Below are 17,893 nucleotides of genomic sequence, written 5' to 3'. Positions count from 1 at the left end.
TCTCTTACACATAATAATATATTTTTTTGGAAAATTAATCAATATAAAAATTGAAATTTTCATTATTTTTTTTTCATCTTTAAGTAAAAATAAAATTTATTTAAGTTTTTGCTTATACAAACCTAGTCATTATTTACTATTATAGGGAGTAAATATTATATTTCTTTTATCTGCGTCAGTTAAGTTAATTGTTCCATCCACACCTTCAGGCAATTTGCCTATTAAGTCCTTTAATAGTTCAAATTTCCTATTAATGTCATTTATGTTGCCGATTGATATAGATATTTTGTCGATTTTTATTATAATTTGTTCTGGGTCATTATAATTAAAATCTATATAATCTATTTTGAAATCAAATTTTTTCATTTTATGTGAAATTTCTAAAATAGATTTGAAAATGTCAGTATCATCTGTAAATAGCTTGTCCCCAATTACAAAATGGTCAAAAGATAGCCCGTGCACAATAGGTATATTAACCTGCAAATCATTTGTATAATCAATAACAGTACCGTCTTTACTAAGACATAGATATTTACCCATATATGGAATATAGGATATTACACTTTTTTCATTTACCACAATATCTACATTGTTAAAAGAACGGTACTTAATATCTATATTCTCGATATATGGATATTCTTCCAAATTCAATTCTTTAGAAGCTAACTTATATACAAATAGATTTGTCTTTTCATGAATACCTACTATATTTTTTATTTTCTCTTCACTATATATTTTATTTCCTATAACAGTAATGATATTTACATTAATAAGTTGAAAGGCAAAAATAACTAGGATAAACACTAAGCAAATTATTAATAAGACAAATTTACCTGTTTTATTTTTACGCTTTCTAACTTTTTCCATCGAAATAACATTAGACATATTATCACCTTTAATCTGAAGAGTATTTTATCTTGGCTCCCAACAAGCTTAAATCTTTTTCCAAATTCTCGTATCCTCTTAAAATATGACTAGCATTATTAACAATAGTTTTACCTTCTGCTCCTAGGCCTGCTAGTACTAATGCTGCACCACCTCGTAAATCTTCCGCAAAAACTTCTGCTCCGTTTAATCTGTTAACTCCCTTTAATACTGCTATTCTTCCATCTATAATAATATCTGCACCCATTCTGACTAATTCTGCAACATGTTTATACCTTGATTCAAATATTGTTTCAGCTATGATACTTGTTCCGTCAGCTGTAACAAGACAACTCATTAACTGGGCTTGCATATCAGTAGGAAAACCCGGATAAGGTTGTGTTCTTATGAGATCAAGCGACTTTAGTCTTTCAGGCGCTTTTATTAATATACTATCTTCAAATTCTTTTGTAAAACATCCCATCTCATTAATTTTAGTTATTGTTGAGTTTAGATGTTCTTTACATACGTCTTTCAGTAGGACTTCTCCTCCAGCAGCAGCAACTGCACACATGTAAGTACCTGCTACTATTCTATCTGGCATTATCCTATATTCAACTGATTTTAACTTATTAACACCTTTTATGGTAATTGTATCTGTTCCTGCCCCTTCTATCTTAGCTCCCATTTCACATAAAAATTCTTGTAATTCTACTATTTCAGGTTCTTTAGCAGCATTATTAATAGTTGTAATTCCTTCTGAGAGTACTGCTGTCAACATTATATTTTCAGTAGCTCCAACACTTGGATAATCAAGACTAACCTTATTGCCAATTATTTCGTTAGTACTACATTCAATAAATCCATGCCTATCTTTTATATCTACATTCATCTGCTTTAAAGCTTTCAAGTGCAAATCAATTGGACGAGTTCCAATAGAACAACCACCTGGGAAAGATATCTTCACAGTTTTTAATCTTCCAAGAACAGAACCTAATAGGATAATGGAAGATCTCATCATCTGAACATATTTTTCTGGTATTATATGAGTTGTTATATCGGAAGAGTCGATTATCAATACATCGCCATCCCATTCAATAGTACACCCTATGGAAGTTAATATATTTAGCATATTATAGACATCTAATATTTTTGGACAGTTATGAAAATATGTCTTCCCTTCATTTAAAACAGTAGCTGCAAGTAATGGGAGAACTGCATTCTTTGACCCTTGCACTTTTATTTCGCCACTTAGACTGTATCCGCCTTCTATAATATATTTACCCATGTACTGCGACCTCCGCACAAATAGCAATTCTATATAATTCATAGTATTCATTTAATCCTTTTATGTTACTATATAACTTATCCCTTAATCAATTACAGCAACATAAAATTATTATAATAATAAATGATTAATCATTGTAACGTACGGGTTGTTTTATGTATTTTCTATCCCGCCTTACTAATCTTTGATCTTCTAGCTATACCAAGCACCATTCCTATCTCAACCATAAGAAATAGTAATGAAGAACCTCCATAACTAATGAATGGCAGCGGCATACCTGTTGCAGGTATTGAATTAGTAACTACTGCGATATTAATTATTACTTGTAATCCAATCTGTGCCATAACACCAACAACAATAAGCAAACTATTAAGATCAGAACAATTACTAGCTATTACCATACATCTCCATATAAGTAAGATAAACAAAATGATAAGCGCCAAAGCTCCGAATAAACCTAATTCTTCACATACTATTGAAAATATGATATCGTTATGTGCCTCAGGGATGAAACCTCTTTTTTGCATACTTTGACCTAACCCGGTACCAAATAAACCACCTGTACCAATAGCATATAAGGATTGAATAGTCTGATATCCTTTTCCAAGGGGATCTGTCCACGGTCCTTCAAGCCATATCTTAACTCTATCTGCTCTATAACCAGCCAGTAATATTCCAAGTACAGCACCTACAGCACCGGGCAGAGCAGTAATCAACATCAGTTTGTAGACTTTGGGTACTGCCACAAATAAAATAGCCACACCTATTGCAAAAACTACAATAGCAGTACTCATGTTGGTTGCACCAACCAACGCTGTTGGAATTCCTATAATAAATAATATGAACATCATCAATCTATATTTATCTAAGTGACTAACCATTTTCGATGCAATATAAGCAATAACAATAATAATCATCAACTTGGCAAACTCAGAAGGCTGGAAATTGACAGGTCCAATAATCAACCATCTCTTAGCCCCTTTTATTTCTTTACCAACAAGTAATACCAGAACCAAAAAACCTAGAGACATTATGTAAATTAACAAAGCAAACCTATTAAATATATGAAAGTCTATTCTTGATACAATCATCATTACGACAATTCCTAGAACACCCCATACAATCTGCTTCTTAAGGTAATGAGTACTATCATTGTACATGTCAATACTATAATAATAACTAGAGCTATATATCATAATGATACCAAAAACAATAAGAATAACCACTATTGCAACAAGAGTAAAATCTGTCTGATTTTTTTTCTTCTTTAAAAGCGACCGCTTCTTACGATGTCTCTTGATTGTTTTTTCATGCAACATAACCCCTCCCTATTGCTTATCTAATTCACTTACATATTGCTTGAATAAATTACCTCTTTCTTCAAAGTTTTTGAACATATCCCAGCTTGCACATGCAGGTGATAACAAAACATTGTCTCCACTTTCAGCTAAAGTATATGCCTTATCTACTGCCTCTTTCAGGTTATCTACTTGATATATTGATTCAAATCCATTCGCTCTAGCAGCATCCTCAATCTTGTATGCTGTCTCACCAAATAGAATCAAACCTTTTACTTTATTATCGAATGCTTGTATCCAGCTATCGTAACTTCCACCTTTATCCATACCGCCACCAATTAATATTGTATTACTTTTCATTGATTTTATTCCATTAATGGCTGCGTCTTCATTAGTTGCCTTGGAATCATTAAAATACTTAGCACCTTCAACAGTGGTTACATATTCAACTCTATGGGCAACTCCTCTAAAATTCTCTATTACTTTACTAATCACATCAATAGGAACCTGCATACATATTGTAATCGCTACTGCCGCCATAATGTTTTCAACATTGTGTTCACCTAACTTATTTATATCTATGACTCTTTCTTCTGCTCCATGAACATTAGTACAAACATAACCATCTTTTAAATAGATCCCTTTAGCATCTATCTTAGATTTGCTAAAATAGAAGATATTACATGGAATCCTATCAGCCAACCCTCTGCATATTTCATTATCATAATTAATGATACAGTAATCGTCTTTTGATTGATTTTCAGTTATTCTAAATTTTGCATCAATGTAATTATCATATGTTTTATGCCTATTAAGATGATCTGGAGTTATGTTTAGTATAGCGCTCACTCTTGGAGCAAACTCATGTATTGTCTCAAGCTGAAAACTGCTTATTTCAGCTACTATTTTCGAATCTTTGTCCGTTTTATCAATTATCTGGGAAAAAGGAATACCAATATTACCAACAACAAAAGTATTATTATAATAAGTTTCCATTATTTCACCAACAAGTGTTGTTGTAGTCGTTTTTCCATTAGTTCCAGTAATAGCTACAATAGGAGCATCACAAAATCTATAGGATAATTCTATTTCACTCCATACAGGAATACCTAACTCAAAAATCTTCTTCATGAAAGGAAGATCAAGAGGTACACCAGGACTTACTATCACCAGCCAGATATTATCCAGAATACTGTAATCAAAATCTCCAAAAACAAATCTTGGTTCTTTTCCATCAAATAATTTTATACTGTCTACCAATTGCTCCTTGCTTTTTCCATCATATACTGTGACATCAGCTTTTTTTTCTAAGCATAATTTAGCTGCACTTATACCACTTAATGCCATTCCAATAACGAGTATGTTCTTATCCTTTAATTCCATTCTAGCAGCACTCCTTCATCCTAAAAAAATCCATTAAAAGCTAATAGTCCTATTAGACTTAGAATTGCTGTAATTATACAGAAAACCACAACAACTTTTGTCTCATTCCATCCAGATAATTCAAAATGATGATGTATAGGCGCCATTTTAAAGAATCTCTTTTTAGTAAGTTTAAAATAAAATACTTGAATCATAACTGATAAAGCTTCAACAACATAGATTAATCCAACTATCAATAAAAATATAGGCATTTTCAAGTATATGGCTGTAGCAGCAACAAAACCACCTAAAGCAAGAGAACCTGTATCTCCCATGAATACTTTAGCAGGGTAAGTATTGAATAATAAGAACCCTAGCAAACTACCTACAGCAGCACATGTAATAGGTGTAATCTCACTTTTTATTCCTATACTAACTACTGTAAAAAATGTAGCAACCAATACTGTAACACCAGAAGCTAAACCGTCTAATCCATCTGTTAGATTAACACTGTTCACTGTACCAATCATAATAATGAATATCAATGGTATGTAAGCCCATCCAAGGTCAATTGCCAATCCTCCTGTAAAAGGAAGATAAATCTCTGTACCCAGTGAAACTACATTGAACATGTAATAACAGTATAATCCAGTTATTATTAACTGAGCTATAATTTTTTGATAAGCTTTCAATCCTAGAGAACGTTTCATAACTACTTTAATAAAATCATCTAGGAATCCTATAATACCGAAACTTACAGTTATGAATAGTATAGGTATAATATCAGGATTGCTTCCAACATAAATCAATGATGTCAAAAGTATTCCTGCCAGTATAACTACACCACCCATAGTAGGTGTTCCCGCTTTCTTCAAATGAGTTCTTGGTCCATCATCCCTTACGAATTGACCGAATTTCAGTCTAGCCAAAAACGGGATAACAATTGGACACAGCACCACACTTATAAAAAATGAAATCAGTACTGGTATTATATAGGATGTATTTGTCATAAGTTCCACCTCTTCAATTTCTCAACTTTCGTTTTAACTTTTATTTATAATGATTTTAACTTTTCTACTATCTTCTCAAGATGCATTCCTCTAGATGCTTTTATTATAATTGTGTCATTGTTGTTAACCAAATCATCAATATCATCTATTAGATTTTCTTTTGAACCATAATATAATATTTTATCTTTATCCATTCCACGAGTAGCAGCACCATCAAAAATATATTTGGCATCTTTACCTACACATATAAGCAGATCGATGTTTTTATTAGCTGCTTCTTCTCCTATTCTGCTATGAGCGTCCCTAGACCTTTCTCCCATCTCGAACATATCTCCTAGAATAGCAACTTTTCTGCCACTAGTATCTAAGTTAGCCAAGGTCTCGAGAGCAGACTTCATAGAGTCAACACTAGCATTATAAGCATCATTAATCACTACTATATCATTATCAAGAATAATTTTATCCATTCTCATCTTATAAGGTTTATAATTGCAGGCACCTTGTTCAATTTCACTTACAGTCATATTTAGATGATTCCCAATTATAATCCCTGGTAATATATTATACAACATATGTTTACCAAGTGTATTTATTCTGATATCAAACTCTCTGTTATCTCCTTTTACTGTACCTTCCAGTCCATCCCAACCTAATATTTTATATTCATCTATATAAAAATCATTACTGTCATCAAAACCAAAAGTAAGTGTCTTGAATGATATTCTATCCTTGAGTTTTCTAAGATAAGGATCATCACCATTTAATATTACTAGACCATCTTCCTTAAGGAAATCCAGTATTTCACTCTTAGCCTTCAGAATGTTGTCTTTCGTACCAAAGTATTCAATATGTGCTTCACCAATGTTGGTAATTACAGCTATATCTGGATTAGCAATCTCACTGAGTCTATGAAGTTCACCATAATGGTTCATACCCATTTCAAGAATAACTACTTGATGTTTTTCTTCTAACTTGAATATAGTCAGAGGAAGCCCTATCTCGTTGTTAAAATTCCCGCTGGTCTTATGAACAAGATACTTAGCACTCAGAACAGACCCAATCATTTCTTTGCAGCTGGTTTTTCCAACACTGCCTGTTACAGCTATAACAGGTATTTCAAACATAGAAAGGTAATACTTGGCAAAATCTTTTAGAGCTTGCCCAGTATCATCTACCAATAACCCTAAGCGATCAGAAGGTATCTTTGCTTTATCTTCCGTAAAACATATTATAGCACCTTTTTCATATGCCCCTAATATAAAATCATGACCGTCAAAGTTATCTCCCTTTATAGGTATGAATATATCGTTTTTTTGTATGGTTCTTGAATCAATGGAGACATTATTATATTCAATATGTTGCTGTAATAGTTCTTTACCTATAATACTCCCTTTGACTACTTCAGCAATTGTCTCTATATCTACTTGCTTCATTAATAAATCATTTCCTTTCTTAGGCAATTATTCTTCTGTCATAAAATAATTCAATACTACTTCAGCATCATCAAAATGAATCACTTTATCATGAAGTATTTGGTAATCTTCATGACCCTTGCCCGCTATAAGGATTAAATCTCCTTCTTTTGCCATAGAAAGGGCTGTGTGTATACCTTTTAATCTATCAGCTACTTTAACATATTCACAATCAGTCTTTTTAATGCCTATTTCAACTTCATCAATAATAGAAACTGGATCTTCAGTTCTTGGATTATCAGAAGTTATTACACAATAATCGGAATTATTACCAGCGATTTCCCCCATTATAGGTCGTTTGCTGGTATCTCTATCTCCACCACAGCCGAATACAGTAATAATTCTAGCTTTTGCAAATTCTTTCATGGATTGTAACACATTAAGCAATCCATCAGGTGCATGAGCATAATCAACAATTACTGTATAGCCTTTACTGCTTGTGAAAGACTGAAATCTCCCTCTGATCCCTTTATTCTTTTCAAGTCCATTTATAACTACATCCATAGGTACATTTAGAGCCAAACAAGCTCCCATAGCTGCTAACGCATTATAAACGCTGAATTTTCCAGGTGTATTAAGAGTTATCTTATATGAATTCCCTTCATAGACCACATTGAAAGTAACTCCACCTAGGTCAATACTCAACTGGGTAGCATTCAAGTCTGCTTCTTCATTTTCAATACCATAAGTAAGATATCTTTTGCATGTGCCATTCTCCATCATGTATGGTCCATACTTGTCATCAATATTTATTACTCCTGTATCACACATTTTGAATAATTTCAACTTGGCATCTCTGTAATTTTCCATTGTCTTATGAAAATCTAGGTGATCTAAAGTAAGATTGGTGTATATACCTACGTCAAATTTGCACGCGTCAACTCGATGAAGAGCAAGTGAATGAGATGATACTTCCATTACTACAGCATTAACATTTTCCTGAACCATATTATAGAATAATTCTTGTAGATCAAGTGATTCAGGTGTAGTCCTACTAGCCTTAAGAACTTCATCTCCTATTCTATTCTCAATTGTACCAATAATTCCAGTTTTTTTATTGAATTCCTCAATAATACTCTTTGTAAGATAAGTAATTGAAGTTTTTCCATTAGTACCAGTAACACCAATCAGCCTAAACTTATTGGATGGATGATTATAATATCTTTCAGCAATATATGCTATAGCTTTTCTTGTGTCACCAACTTTAAGTATAGCAATATCCTTATCAATTCCTTCAATATCATCTTCTACCAAAATAGCTTTTGCACCTTTTGATACTGCACTCTTTGCATAATTATGTCCATCTACCTTAAAACCTTTTATGCAAACGAATAGACTGGCATCAGTCACTTTTCTTGAATCATACTGTATATTTGATATATTGATATCTTCATTTCCTTGTAAAACTTCATAATCTATATTCTTTAATAGTCCTTGTAATTTCAAACTATCTCCTCCAAACTGAGAGAATTATATAATGCCTATTATGTAATTCCCAAAACTATAATTTACCATTAATATTACCATAATTTTTTTAATCTGCAAAGAGTATTAATTTACTGTCTCTATTAACTTTATCATTTGGTAACGGAAACTGCTCTGTTATAGTTTCACCATTACCAATATTTACTATCTCTAATTCTATATCTTTTAGTATTTTTTTTGCTTCATCTATATTTTCCCCTAATAAATCAGGTATAGTAATCTCTCCAACTTTGAATTCATCAAAATCTCTTTGGACATATTTTGGATTAATGCCCATATATGGTAAAATATTTTCATATAATTCTCTAATTACAGGAGCTGCAACAGTACCTCCATAATATATTCCTTCTGGTTCATCAACTAATACAAGAGCAATGACCTGTGGATTATCCGCTGGTGCAAATCCTAAGAAAGAAGATATATATTTGTTACTGCTTCTAGGAAGTTTTTCTGATGTAGCTGTTTTGCCTCCAACTTTGTAACCGGGAACATAACATCTTCTACCTGTACCTTCTGAAACAACACTTTCTAATAAATTAGCCATGGTATCTGATGTTTCCTTACTGATAGCTGTTTTCGAGTTGTCATATTTCAAGGTTTCAATAGGTTCTCCATCTTGATTAAGAATCTCTACACCAAAATGAGGAGTTATGAGTTTCCCTCCATTAACTACTGCTGAACCTGCTCTGACAAGCTGCAATGGGGTTATCTGAAAAGATTGACCAAATGACATGGTAGCAAGCTCAACAGGTCCTATATTAGCCTTTTTATGCATTATACTTACCGCTTCACCTGGTAAATCAATTCCTGTCTTGGTCAACAAGCCAAATTTGTCAAAATACTTGAGGAACTTATCTACTCCCAGTCTCTCAGCTACAGCCATAAAAACTGGGTTACAGGAATTCTGAACACCTTGAACAAAAGTCTCTGAACCATGTCCTCCTGCCTTATGACATCTTATTCGTCTATCAGCGACAATACTATAACCAGGACAGAAAAAAGTATCGTCAAGTTTAACTACTTTTTCTTCCAACCCTGCCGAAGCAGTAACCACCTTAAAAGTGGAACCTGGTTCATAAGTATCATTAATACAATAATTTCGCCATATTTGATTGAGTATTTTTTGTTGTTCTTCACTTGATTCTATTTGTAAATCCCCAAGATCGAAAGGTTCATTAAGATTAAAGTCCGGTTTATTGGCCATAGCATATATCTCTCCGTTTTGAGGATTCATTACTATGATAGAGCCTCTATTAGCATTCTTGGATATAAGCACTTTTTCAAGTGCTTGTTCTGCATATTTCTGAATGTTAACATCCATACTTGTAACCAAATGATACCCTGCTACTGGGTCTTTTCTGCTTTCTGCTAAGTTTTCAATTTCAATACCTTTTGCATTGGTCCTTGTTAATATCATACCTACTTCCCCTTTTAAGTATTTATCATATTTTACTTCAAGACCAATAATTCCTTGATTATCCTTTCCAACAAAACCTATTACATGAGAACCTAGAGTTGAAAACGGGTAGATTCTTTTGTAATCTTCATCAATGATGATTCCATCCAAGTCATACTCTCTTATCTCATCTGCAACCTCTTTTTCTACGTTCATCTTAATTCTTTCAAGAGCTACTTTGTTTTCAACTTTTTTCTTAACTAAATCATAATCCATTTCTAATTTGTCACATAGAACTTCTATAACTTTTTCCTTATCAGTGATCTGGTTATGTATAACAGAAACACATGTGACAGATTTATTTACTGCAATAGGTATACCATTTCTATCAAGTATACTACCACGTTCAGCTTTTATGACTCGTTCTCTGTTATGAAGTTCTTCTGCCTTTTCTTGTAAAAAATCAGCTCTGCATATCATTATATAACCAACACGAAAACATAATATGAAAAGTAGCAAAACATAGACGGAACATATAAAAAACGTTCTTTTTCTATTATGTGTTTTTGTTCTAAACATTATTTCACCATAACATTAACTTTTATATAATTCTATGAGTTTTCATAAATGTTATGCTTAATTTAAAGGAAACTTAATAATTAATATAAGCCGATTCTTATATCTCGGGTTCAATATTTTCTTCGGTCTTCTTATCAGTAGTTGTATCAGCATTGACTTTTGGTTTATCTACTGTACTATTTCCTTGTTTCTCACCTTCTATACGAGGATAGATATTCATATATGGAAGTGTCTTTTCCATTATGCTCTTAAAAATGTTCTGTGCAAATATACTTGTTGGTTTTGGTGATTCAGGTTCATCTACAATTACCAACAACGCTATCTTTGGATTATCCACTGGTGCAAATCCTAGAAATGAGACCATGTATTTTTCTGCTGATCTAGGTAATTTCTCTGCTGTACCTGTTTTACCCCCAATATCATATCCTTCAATAGCAACTCTCTTACCTGTACCATTTTCAACAACAGAATGTAAAGCTTCTTTTATTGTCTGAGCTGTTTTTGATGATATGACTTGTCTTACTCGTTTATCATCATTTACTTTTACAACATTACCATTTTCATTGACAATCTTTTTCATCATATGAGGTTCATATAAATATCCACCATTAATCAATGAACCAAAAGATGTTATTAATTGAAGTGGAGTTATAGTAAAACCTTGTCCAAAAGAACAAGTAGCTAGTTGAACAGGTCCAAGTCCATCCAAATCATAGTACTCTGAATCTCCCTCACCTATTAAATCAATGTTAGTTCTTGTTCCTAATCCGAATAACTGCTGATATTCATAAAATATGTCTTTACCTATCTTCGCTCCTATATCCATAAAAGCTACATTACAAGAATTTTCTAGTGCCCCTACAACCGTCAAATCTCCATGTCCTTCAGATTTCCAACATGAAATACTATGCCCGTAAAGTTTTTTACTACCACTACAATGAAATGTTTCAAATAAATTCACTTTCTTTTCTTCTATAGCTGCTGCAGCCACAAATGGTTTGAAAGTTGAACCGGGTTCATAAGTATCACTAATGTTAAAATTACGCCATAATCCATAAAGGAATTCCGTTCTTTTTTCTAGAGGCATATTCTTAATTTCTTCTTCAGTAAAATATGCAGTCAAATCATAAGGATCATTCAAGTTATAATCAGGGTAACTAGCCATAGCAAGTACTTCTCCATTTTGTGGATTAGTAGCAACTACATATACATTTTTAGGATTACTTTCCAAGTTAGCCTTTATAGCTTCTTCTACATAATATTGAATAGTTTGGTCTATGGTAAGTACTACATCATTACCGTTTTTAGGTTCTATGTATTTATTTTCTATGTAATTACCATCATTGATAACACCAAATTCTCTACCTTCTTCTCCTCTCAGATAATTACCATAAGTCTCTTCAACACCCCATCTACCTTGATTACCCTTATCCACGAATCCTAATACGTCACATAGCATATTATTATTAGGATATAGTCTCTTATATGCTTCCTTTAGATGAAGTCCTTTATATTTCCTTTTTCTTATATCATCAAATTCATTTTCAATTTCACTATAATTAAGATTAGAGGCTAAAACCTCATAATTACTGAAAGCTCTATTTTTCAATAAATCCTTGAGATCCATCTCTTTAAAATCATAAGTATTAACTAAAAAATTAATAGTCTCATCTATATCTTCTTCATCACATTTAGCTAATACTCCTGGGTCAAAAATCAAGTCATATACTTTTTTACTCTCTGCAAAAACTCTACCGTTTCTATCATATATTGTCCCTCTCTTAGGTTCTAGCAGATTATTATACCTGACACTATTGTTAACTTGTTGAGACAATACACGTTTCTTATAATTCAAGCTTTCTGCATTAACTATGGAATATACTCGAAAACATAATAAAAGAATACATGTAATAAAAATAAAGAAAAGGAAAACTAGATTCCTTTTCGCTTTGTATGTATAATCTTTCGTGTTATTCAATGAAATCACCTTCCCTTTGTTAGAATAAAACTTACGATATTGTTAAAATCATTATTCTGTTGGGTTGGTTGTGTTATATCAGTCAATTGTTCTGTATAACTGTTCTGTGCCACATCTAATCTATTTATTTGGTTTTTACTAGGTACTACCATGCCAAGCTTAGTGGTTGCTACTTCATATATTTTATTAAGGTCAATATTAGTATTGATACTTTCTTCAATTAATTTATTGTTCTTCTTGAGATTGTTGAGTCTATTTTCTAACGCTGCAATATTATCACATCTATCTGATACGGTAAATTGTGTTTTTATCATGATTAAGCACATAACCATGGTAAGACATAGTATAAGTGAAAATTTCAACTTATATTTGTATCTCTTGACAACTCTTCTATGCGCCTTATTCCTTCTAACTTCATTCAAATTATTTTCATTGATTGAATCACTGTTATAAGCATTGTAATCTCTATCCAATTTGGTTGCATTATTCCCTATCACATAGAATTGATTATCAGTATTATAATGTTGTTTTTTGCTCATCTACTTCACCTCAACTTTCTCAAATATTCTAAGCTTAGCACTTTTAGATCGGCTATTGCTACTTAATTCTTCTTCAGTAGCTATAATTGGTTTTCTAGTTATTATCTTACCTTTTGATTTTTTGTTGCACACACATATAGGAAAATCTGGAGGACATGTACAAGGATCAAAATTATCCTTAAATGCTCTTTTAACAATTCTATCTTCTAATGAATGAAATGTTATAATGCATAATCTTCCTCCATCATTAAGTCTATCTATCATATCATTCAATGTATCTTTCAATACATTCAATTCTTCATTTAATTCAATCCTAATAGCTTGAAATGTTCTCTTGGCAGGATGTCCACCTTTTTGCATAGCTTTGTTAGGTATTGATTTTCTAATGATGTCAACTAACTCTAATGTAGTTTCTATAGGTTTCTCTTGTCTAGCTGTTGCTATGTTTTTGACAATTCTAGAAGCCCATTTCTCTTCTCCATATGTTCTGATTACTTTATATAATTCTTCCTCATCATAGTTGTTTACAATATCAGCTGCTGTAGTTGTTTGTCTTGTATCCATACGCATATCAAGAGGTGCTTCCTTCATATATGAAAATCCTCTTTCCGCAGTATCAAGCTGATGTGATGAAACACCAAGGTCCAATAAGATACCATCTACTTTTGGAATCTCTTCTTCATTAAGGACTGATTCAAATTCTGAAAAATTAGCACGATGAATTTTAACAATACCTTTATATTCTGCTAGCTTTTTCGTACTTGCATCAATAGCATTTTCATCTTGGTCAATACCTATTAGCAATCCGTCTTTATTAAGTTTTTTACATATTTCATAAGAATGTCCTGCTCCACCAAGAGTTCCATCAATATAGATACCATTTGGCTTAATGTTAAGTCCTTCTATACATTCTTCTAATAGTACTGACTTATGTTGAAATGCCATTTTTACTCCTTCTTTCTATTTATGTCTATTAAACTATATGTCTAGGTCTTCCATGTCTTCTGCTAATTCGCTTATATCAATATCTTCATCAGCATTATAATCTTCCCAATTCTCTTTAGACCAAATCTCTACCCTATTGGAAACACCAATCAGGATGACTTCTTTTTCAAGCACTGAATATTCTCTCAGGTGTGATGGTATCAATATTCTTCCCTGCTTGTCCAGATTACATTCATTAGCTGAAGCAATAAAGAATCTTTGTATTCTTCTTGCATCTTTTTTCTTCATAGGGTTATTATTCAACTTCTCGATAAATTTATTCCATTCCTCTTCTGTATATACCATCAAACAATTATCGAATCCTTTGGTTAGGTAAAAAGTCTCGCCTAGTAGAGCCCTGAATTTTGCAGGTACTATTAATCTTCCTTTATCATCAATTGAATGTTTATATTCGCCTATAAACATAGCATTCACCTGCAATTCCCCAGATAGTTAGACTATCATCCACTTTCTACCACTCACTACCACTTTCTACCACCTATATCCATATAATAGTATATATGAGAGAGTTTTTCAAGTATTTAGACAAAAAAAAATAACAGACCAATACAACTAATCTGTTATTTTATATAAATTTTTATTAGATTTTTATACATTATTACTACTTTTACAATGCTACTACTATTTAAAACGAATGCATTTAATTATTTTTTATAGTTTTTGTATACTATTTCTATTTATTTTATACAAATTTTTATTTAAATTTACAATTCAAACTATTTCTGTACACCTATAGTAATTAACTCTCACTTCCCTTAATTCATAAGTACTAATACCCATTTTCTTTATTTTCAAGGAAAGTTAATTATTTATTTTACTGTACTGTTTTTCTGTCATATTTGCTTTAACATAATAACTTTCAATAAGTTTGTCGAGTTCAACACTGACTCTATAAATTTCTTGCTGATCAGCTTTGCAAGCGATCATTTCGTCAAGAATTTCCCTTAGCTGCTCAATATTGTAATTCTGCATTTCTCATTCCCCTTAGCTTTTAAGCTTCTTTCAATATTTGTAGCATTCGTTTTCTATCTTGTTCTCTTCCTCCTCATGATTATTATAAACACTAATGACACAACTATAAGGACCCCTGCAAGTAATTGTGAAACTGGAATACCCGAACCGCCAATTATTAATTGGTCTGTTCTTAGACCTTCAATCCAAACTCTTCCTAAACCATATCCCAAAAGATATAGTGCAAATATTTCTCCGTTGAATTTTCTTCTTTTGAAATAAATTAACAATAGAACTAAAACACCTAAATTCCATAGTGATTCATATAAAAATGTTGGTTGGACTTGTATATACTCCACACCGTTTACCGTTTTGATTTTATCAAGTAGTTGTGCAGGAATATACTTAGCCTTAGTAGTTTTCAACATCATAGCCAGATGATTCTCGGTGTAACCGCCAAATGCTTCCATATTAACGAAATTACCCCATCTACCAATAATTTGTCCAAGTATCAGGCCTGGAGCTGCAGTATCTGCAAAATTCCAGAAATCAACTTTTTTACGCTTTGAAAATATGATTAGAGTTATTACTGCTCCAATGATTCCTCCATAGATAGCTAGTCCGCCTTCTCTGAATGCAAATATCTTTACTAGATTATCTTTATATTCATCCCATGAAAACATAACGTAAAACAATCTAGCTGAAACTACTGATACGATAAGTGCATAGATTAAAAAATCAGGATATAAGGCTTCGTCTATACCATTTCTCTTGCCTAATTGAACTGCAACAAATAATCCTGCGAGTATCCCAAATCCGATTATCAAACCATACCAATATACATCTAAACCAAATAGGCTAAATGCAACCGGGTCGATACTATTTATCTCTATACCTAGATTGGGAAAAATTATGTCTGGTGCTAAATTCATTTTTTCATTCCTCCATAAAAAATCATATTACAAATATAATATAGTATATTCTTAGAAAATGCAAACTTTTCGTCCACATTTACCATAACAATTTTTTATACGACATATACAGACAGAAACCTCTTGGACATTAACTATATATCAGTGTTATTGTAGTATATTAACTTAATAAAGCAGTTAAATATATATTATTGATTAATTTTATCATATTGTGTTATACTAATATATAATTATAATATAAGAACATATATTAGATGAAATAAAGGAGGAACTATAATGAATAGACCTAATCATAGAAGACCACATCATAGAGTAGGCGAAAAACAAGTACAACAGCAATCTCAGGAAAAAAGCATAATGGAATTTGATATCAAAAAAACTTCCATTATTATCGCTATCTTTTGTTTTATTCAAGGTTGGTTAATTGGACTTGCAATGAATAGAAAATAGCTTATATATAATTCCTAGGTTAATAACCTAGGTTTTTGTTTGTATATATAGATGATTAATTTCAATATATATAGTTGACAATACTGCTAGATAATATTTATAATAACAGCAGTAAAGAATAATATTATTAATTAGGAAGGAAGACGACCAATGAAATTAGGAATTGTAGGATTACCAAACGTTGGTAAAAGTACGTTATTCAATTCATTAACTAAGGCTGGAGCAGAATCTGCTAACTATCCATTCTGTACTATTGACCCTAATATAGGTATCGTTACAGTCCCAGACCCAAGACTTGATGAATTAACTAAATTATATGATTCTAAAAAAACTATACCTGCAGTTATAGAGTTTGTTGATATCGCCGGATTAGTAAAAGGCGCAAGCAAAGGCGAAGGACTTGGTAATAAGTTTTTATCCAATATAAGAGAGGTAGATGCTATAGTTCATGTAGTGAGATGTTTTGAAGATACTAACGTAGTTCATGTAGACGGTTCTATCGACCCTATAAGAGATATTGAAACCATCAATCTTGAATTGATCTTCTCTGATATTGAGATATTAGATAGAAGGATAGCTAAGACAACTAAATCTCTAAAAGGAGACAAATCCCTTGCAAAAGAAATAGAAGTCTTAAAGAAATTAAAAGAGGAATTAGAAGAAGGTAAATCAGCAAGAAACGTGGAGTTTAATTCTGAAGAAGATATCAAATTCGCCCAATCCCTTAATCTTCTTACATATAAACCTGTTATCTATGGGACTAACGTTACAGAAGATGATCTTCCAGATGATGGAGCTAGTAATCCTTATGTACAATTAGTAAAAGAATTCGCTAAGGAAGAAGCTTCTGAGGCTTTTGTAATATGTGCTAAGATAGAAGAAGAGATTTCTGAACTTGACGATGATGAAAGAGCAATGTTCCTAGAGGACCTTGGCATAAAAGATGCAGGTCTTGAAAAATTAATAAATGCAAGCTACAGTCTTCTTGGTCTTATCAGTTTCCTTACTGCTGGAGAAAAAGAGACAAGAGCTTGGACTATTACAAAAGGTACAAAAGCTCCTGGTGCAGCTGGTAAAATCCATACCGACTTTGAAAAAGGATTTATCCGTGCAGAAGTAGTCAAGTATGAAGACCTTATCGCATGTGGTAATTATACTGCTGCAAAAGAAAAAGGATTAGTTGGAGTTGAAGGTAAGGAATATGTTGTACAAGACGGAGATGTAATGTTGTTCAGATTCAACGTGTAAATAATATTATCATACAAAATGAAAACCTCCTACTGA

16 protein-coding genes are annotated in these 17,893 nt (G+C 32.1%); 2 read left to right on the top strand and 14 right to left on the bottom strand.

What is annotated here, in order from left to right:
- Positions 1 to 129: 129 nt before the first annotated feature.
- The 14 genes from HYG85_RS21925 to lgt all read right to left on the bottom strand — a co-directional run bounded on the left by HYG85_RS21925 (position 130) and on the right by lgt (position 16,159).
- Positions 130 to 885 (bottom strand): cell division protein FtsQ/DivIB, encoded by a 756-nt coding sequence (locus HYG85_RS21925; RefSeq protein ID WP_212691452.1) that lies wholly within the window; start codon positions 883 to 885, stop codon positions 130 to 132.
- A 10-nt stretch (positions 886 to 895) separates the two neighbouring features.
- Entirely contained in the window at positions 896 to 2,152 is a 1,257-nt protein-coding gene (gene murA, locus HYG85_RS21920; protein ID WP_113675238.1) for a UDP-N-acetylglucosamine 1-carboxyvinyltransferase, read from the bottom strand.
- A 164-nt stretch (positions 2,153 to 2,316) separates the two neighbouring features.
- Positions 2,317 to 3,471 carry an FtsW/RodA/SpoVE family cell cycle protein gene (locus HYG85_RS21915; protein WP_212691451.1) on the bottom strand — a complete coding sequence of 385 codons (1,155 nt, stop codon included), beginning with the start codon at positions 3,469 to 3,471 and terminating at the stop codon, positions 2,317 to 2,319.
- Positions 3,472 to 3,480: 9 nt separating this feature from the next.
- Positions 3,481 to 4,833: a UDP-N-acetylmuramoyl-L-alanine--D-glutamate ligase gene (gene murD / locus HYG85_RS21910; protein ID WP_212691450.1), complete on the bottom strand. Its 1,353-nt coding sequence runs from the start codon at positions 4,831 to 4,833 to the stop codon at positions 3,481 to 3,483.
- Positions 4,834 to 4,853: 20 nt separating this feature from the next.
- Positions 4,854 to 5,822: a phospho-N-acetylmuramoyl-pentapeptide-transferase gene (gene mraY / locus HYG85_RS21905; RefSeq protein ID WP_212691449.1), complete on the bottom strand. Its 969-nt coding sequence runs from the start codon at positions 5,820 to 5,822 to the stop codon at positions 4,854 to 4,856.
- Positions 5,823 to 5,866: 44 nt separating this feature from the next.
- Complete coding sequence (locus tag HYG85_RS21900; RefSeq protein ID WP_212691448.1) at positions 5,867 to 7,255, bottom strand: UDP-N-acetylmuramoyl-tripeptide--D-alanyl-D-alanine ligase; 1,389 nt, start codon at positions 7,253 to 7,255, stop codon at positions 5,867 to 5,869.
- Between the two features lie 27 nt (positions 7,256 to 7,282).
- Positions 7,283 to 8,740, bottom strand: a complete 1,458-nt coding sequence (locus HYG85_RS21895; protein WP_212691447.1) for a UDP-N-acetylmuramoyl-L-alanyl-D-glutamate--2,6-diaminopimelate ligase — start codon at positions 8,738 to 8,740, stop codon at positions 7,283 to 7,285.
- 88 nt (positions 8,741 to 8,828) lie between these two features.
- The gene (locus HYG85_RS21890; protein ID WP_113675244.1) at positions 8,829 to 10,754 is read right to left on the bottom strand and encodes a penicillin-binding transpeptidase domain-containing protein; all 1,926 of its coding nucleotides are present in this window, start codon (positions 10,752 to 10,754) and stop codon (positions 8,829 to 8,831) included.
- A gap of 97 nt (positions 10,755 to 10,851) precedes the next feature.
- Positions 10,852 to 12,732, bottom strand: coding sequence for a peptidoglycan D,D-transpeptidase FtsI family protein (locus HYG85_RS21885; protein WP_212691446.1), 1,881 nt, complete (start codon positions 12,730 to 12,732; stop codon positions 10,852 to 10,854).
- Positions 12,733 to 12,737: 5 nt separating this feature from the next.
- Positions 12,738 to 13,271: a hypothetical protein gene (locus HYG85_RS21880; RefSeq protein ID WP_212691445.1), complete on the bottom strand. Its 534-nt coding sequence runs from the start codon at positions 13,269 to 13,271 to the stop codon at positions 12,738 to 12,740.
- The gene (gene rsmH, locus HYG85_RS21875) at positions 13,272 to 14,216 is read right to left on the bottom strand and encodes a 16S rRNA (cytosine(1402)-N(4))-methyltransferase RsmH (protein ID WP_212691444.1); all 945 of its coding nucleotides are present in this window, start codon (positions 14,214 to 14,216) and stop codon (positions 13,272 to 13,274) included. It abuts the gene before it with no gap.
- 33 nt (positions 14,217 to 14,249) lie between these two features.
- Positions 14,250 to 14,681, bottom strand: coding sequence for a division/cell wall cluster transcriptional repressor MraZ (mraZ, locus tag HYG85_RS21870; RefSeq protein WP_113675248.1), 432 nt, complete (start codon positions 14,679 to 14,681; stop codon positions 14,250 to 14,252).
- A 396-nt stretch (positions 14,682 to 15,077) separates the two neighbouring features.
- Complete coding sequence (locus tag HYG85_RS21865; RefSeq protein ID WP_113675249.1) at positions 15,078 to 15,248, bottom strand: Spo0E family sporulation regulatory protein-aspartic acid phosphatase; 171 nt, start codon at positions 15,246 to 15,248, stop codon at positions 15,078 to 15,080.
- 53 nt (positions 15,249 to 15,301) lie between these two features.
- Positions 15,302 to 16,159, bottom strand: a complete 858-nt coding sequence (gene lgt, locus HYG85_RS21860) for a prolipoprotein diacylglyceryl transferase (protein WP_113675250.1) — start codon at positions 16,157 to 16,159, stop codon at positions 15,302 to 15,304.
- A 276-nt stretch (positions 16,160 to 16,435) separates the two neighbouring features.
- On the opposite strand from lgt, the gene HYG85_RS21855 reads away from it, so the two are divergent.
- The gene (locus HYG85_RS21855) at positions 16,436 to 16,609 is read left to right on the top strand and encodes a hypothetical protein (protein WP_193774716.1); all 174 of its coding nucleotides are present in this window, start codon (positions 16,436 to 16,438) and stop codon (positions 16,607 to 16,609) included.
- Between the two features lie 150 nt (positions 16,610 to 16,759).
- On the top strand, positions 16,760 to 17,857 hold the full coding sequence (ychF, locus tag HYG85_RS21850; RefSeq protein WP_212691443.1) for a redox-regulated ATPase YchF: 1,098 nt from the start codon (positions 16,760 to 16,762) through the stop codon (positions 17,855 to 17,857).
- Positions 17,858 to 17,893 lie beyond the last annotated feature (36 nt).

It is taken from the genome of Vallitalea guaymasensis, assembly GCF_018141425.1.
Lineage (GTDB): Bacteria > Bacillota > Clostridia > Lachnospirales > Vallitaleaceae > Vallitalea > Vallitalea guaymasensis.
This window is presented reverse-complemented; position numbering and strand designations above follow the sequence as displayed.

Coding starts and splice junctions, on each gene's coding strand:
- HYG85_RS21925 (WP_212691452.1), bottom strand. CDS start 885: ATGTCTAATGTTATTTCGATGGAAAAAGTTAGAAAGCGTAAAAATAAA.
- murA (WP_113675238.1), bottom strand. CDS start 2,152: ATGGGTAAATATATTATAGAAGGCGGATACAGTCTAAGTGGCGAAATA.
- HYG85_RS21915 (WP_212691451.1), bottom strand. CDS start 3,471: ATGTTGCATGAAAAAACAATCAAGAGACATCGTAAGAAGCGGTCGCTT.
- murD (WP_212691450.1), bottom strand. CDS start 4,833: ATGGAATTAAAGGATAAGAACATACTCGTTATTGGAATGGCATTAAGT.
- mraY (WP_212691449.1), bottom strand. CDS start 5,822: ATGACAAATACATCCTATATAATACCAGTACTGATTTCATTTTTTATA.
- HYG85_RS21900 (WP_212691448.1), bottom strand. CDS start 7,255: ATGAAGCAAGTAGATATAGAGACAATTGCTGAAGTAGTCAAAGGGAGT.
- HYG85_RS21890 (WP_113675244.1), bottom strand. CDS start 10,754: ATGTTTAGAACAAAAACACATAATAGAAAAAGAACGTTTTTTATATGT.
- HYG85_RS21880 (WP_212691445.1), bottom strand. CDS start 13,271: ATGAGCAAAAAACAACATTATAATACTGATAATCAATTCTATGTGATA.
- rsmH (WP_212691444.1), bottom strand. CDS start 14,216: ATGGCATTTCAACATAAGTCAGTACTATTAGAAGAATGTATAGAAGGA.
- mraZ (WP_113675248.1), bottom strand. CDS start 14,681: ATGTTTATAGGCGAATATAAACATTCAATTGATGATAAAGGAAGATTA.
- HYG85_RS21865 (WP_113675249.1), bottom strand. CDS start 15,248: ATGCAGAATTACAATATTGAGCAGCTAAGGGAAATTCTTGACGAAATG.
- lgt (WP_113675250.1), bottom strand. CDS start 16,159: ATGAATTTAGCACCAGACATAATTTTTCCCAATCTAGGTATAGAGATA.
- HYG85_RS21855 (WP_193774716.1), top strand. CDS start 16,436: ATGAATAGACCTAATCATAGAAGACCACATCATAGAGTAGGCGAAAAA.
- ychF (WP_212691443.1), top strand. CDS start 16,760: ATGAAATTAGGAATTGTAGGATTACCAAACGTTGGTAAAAGTACGTTA.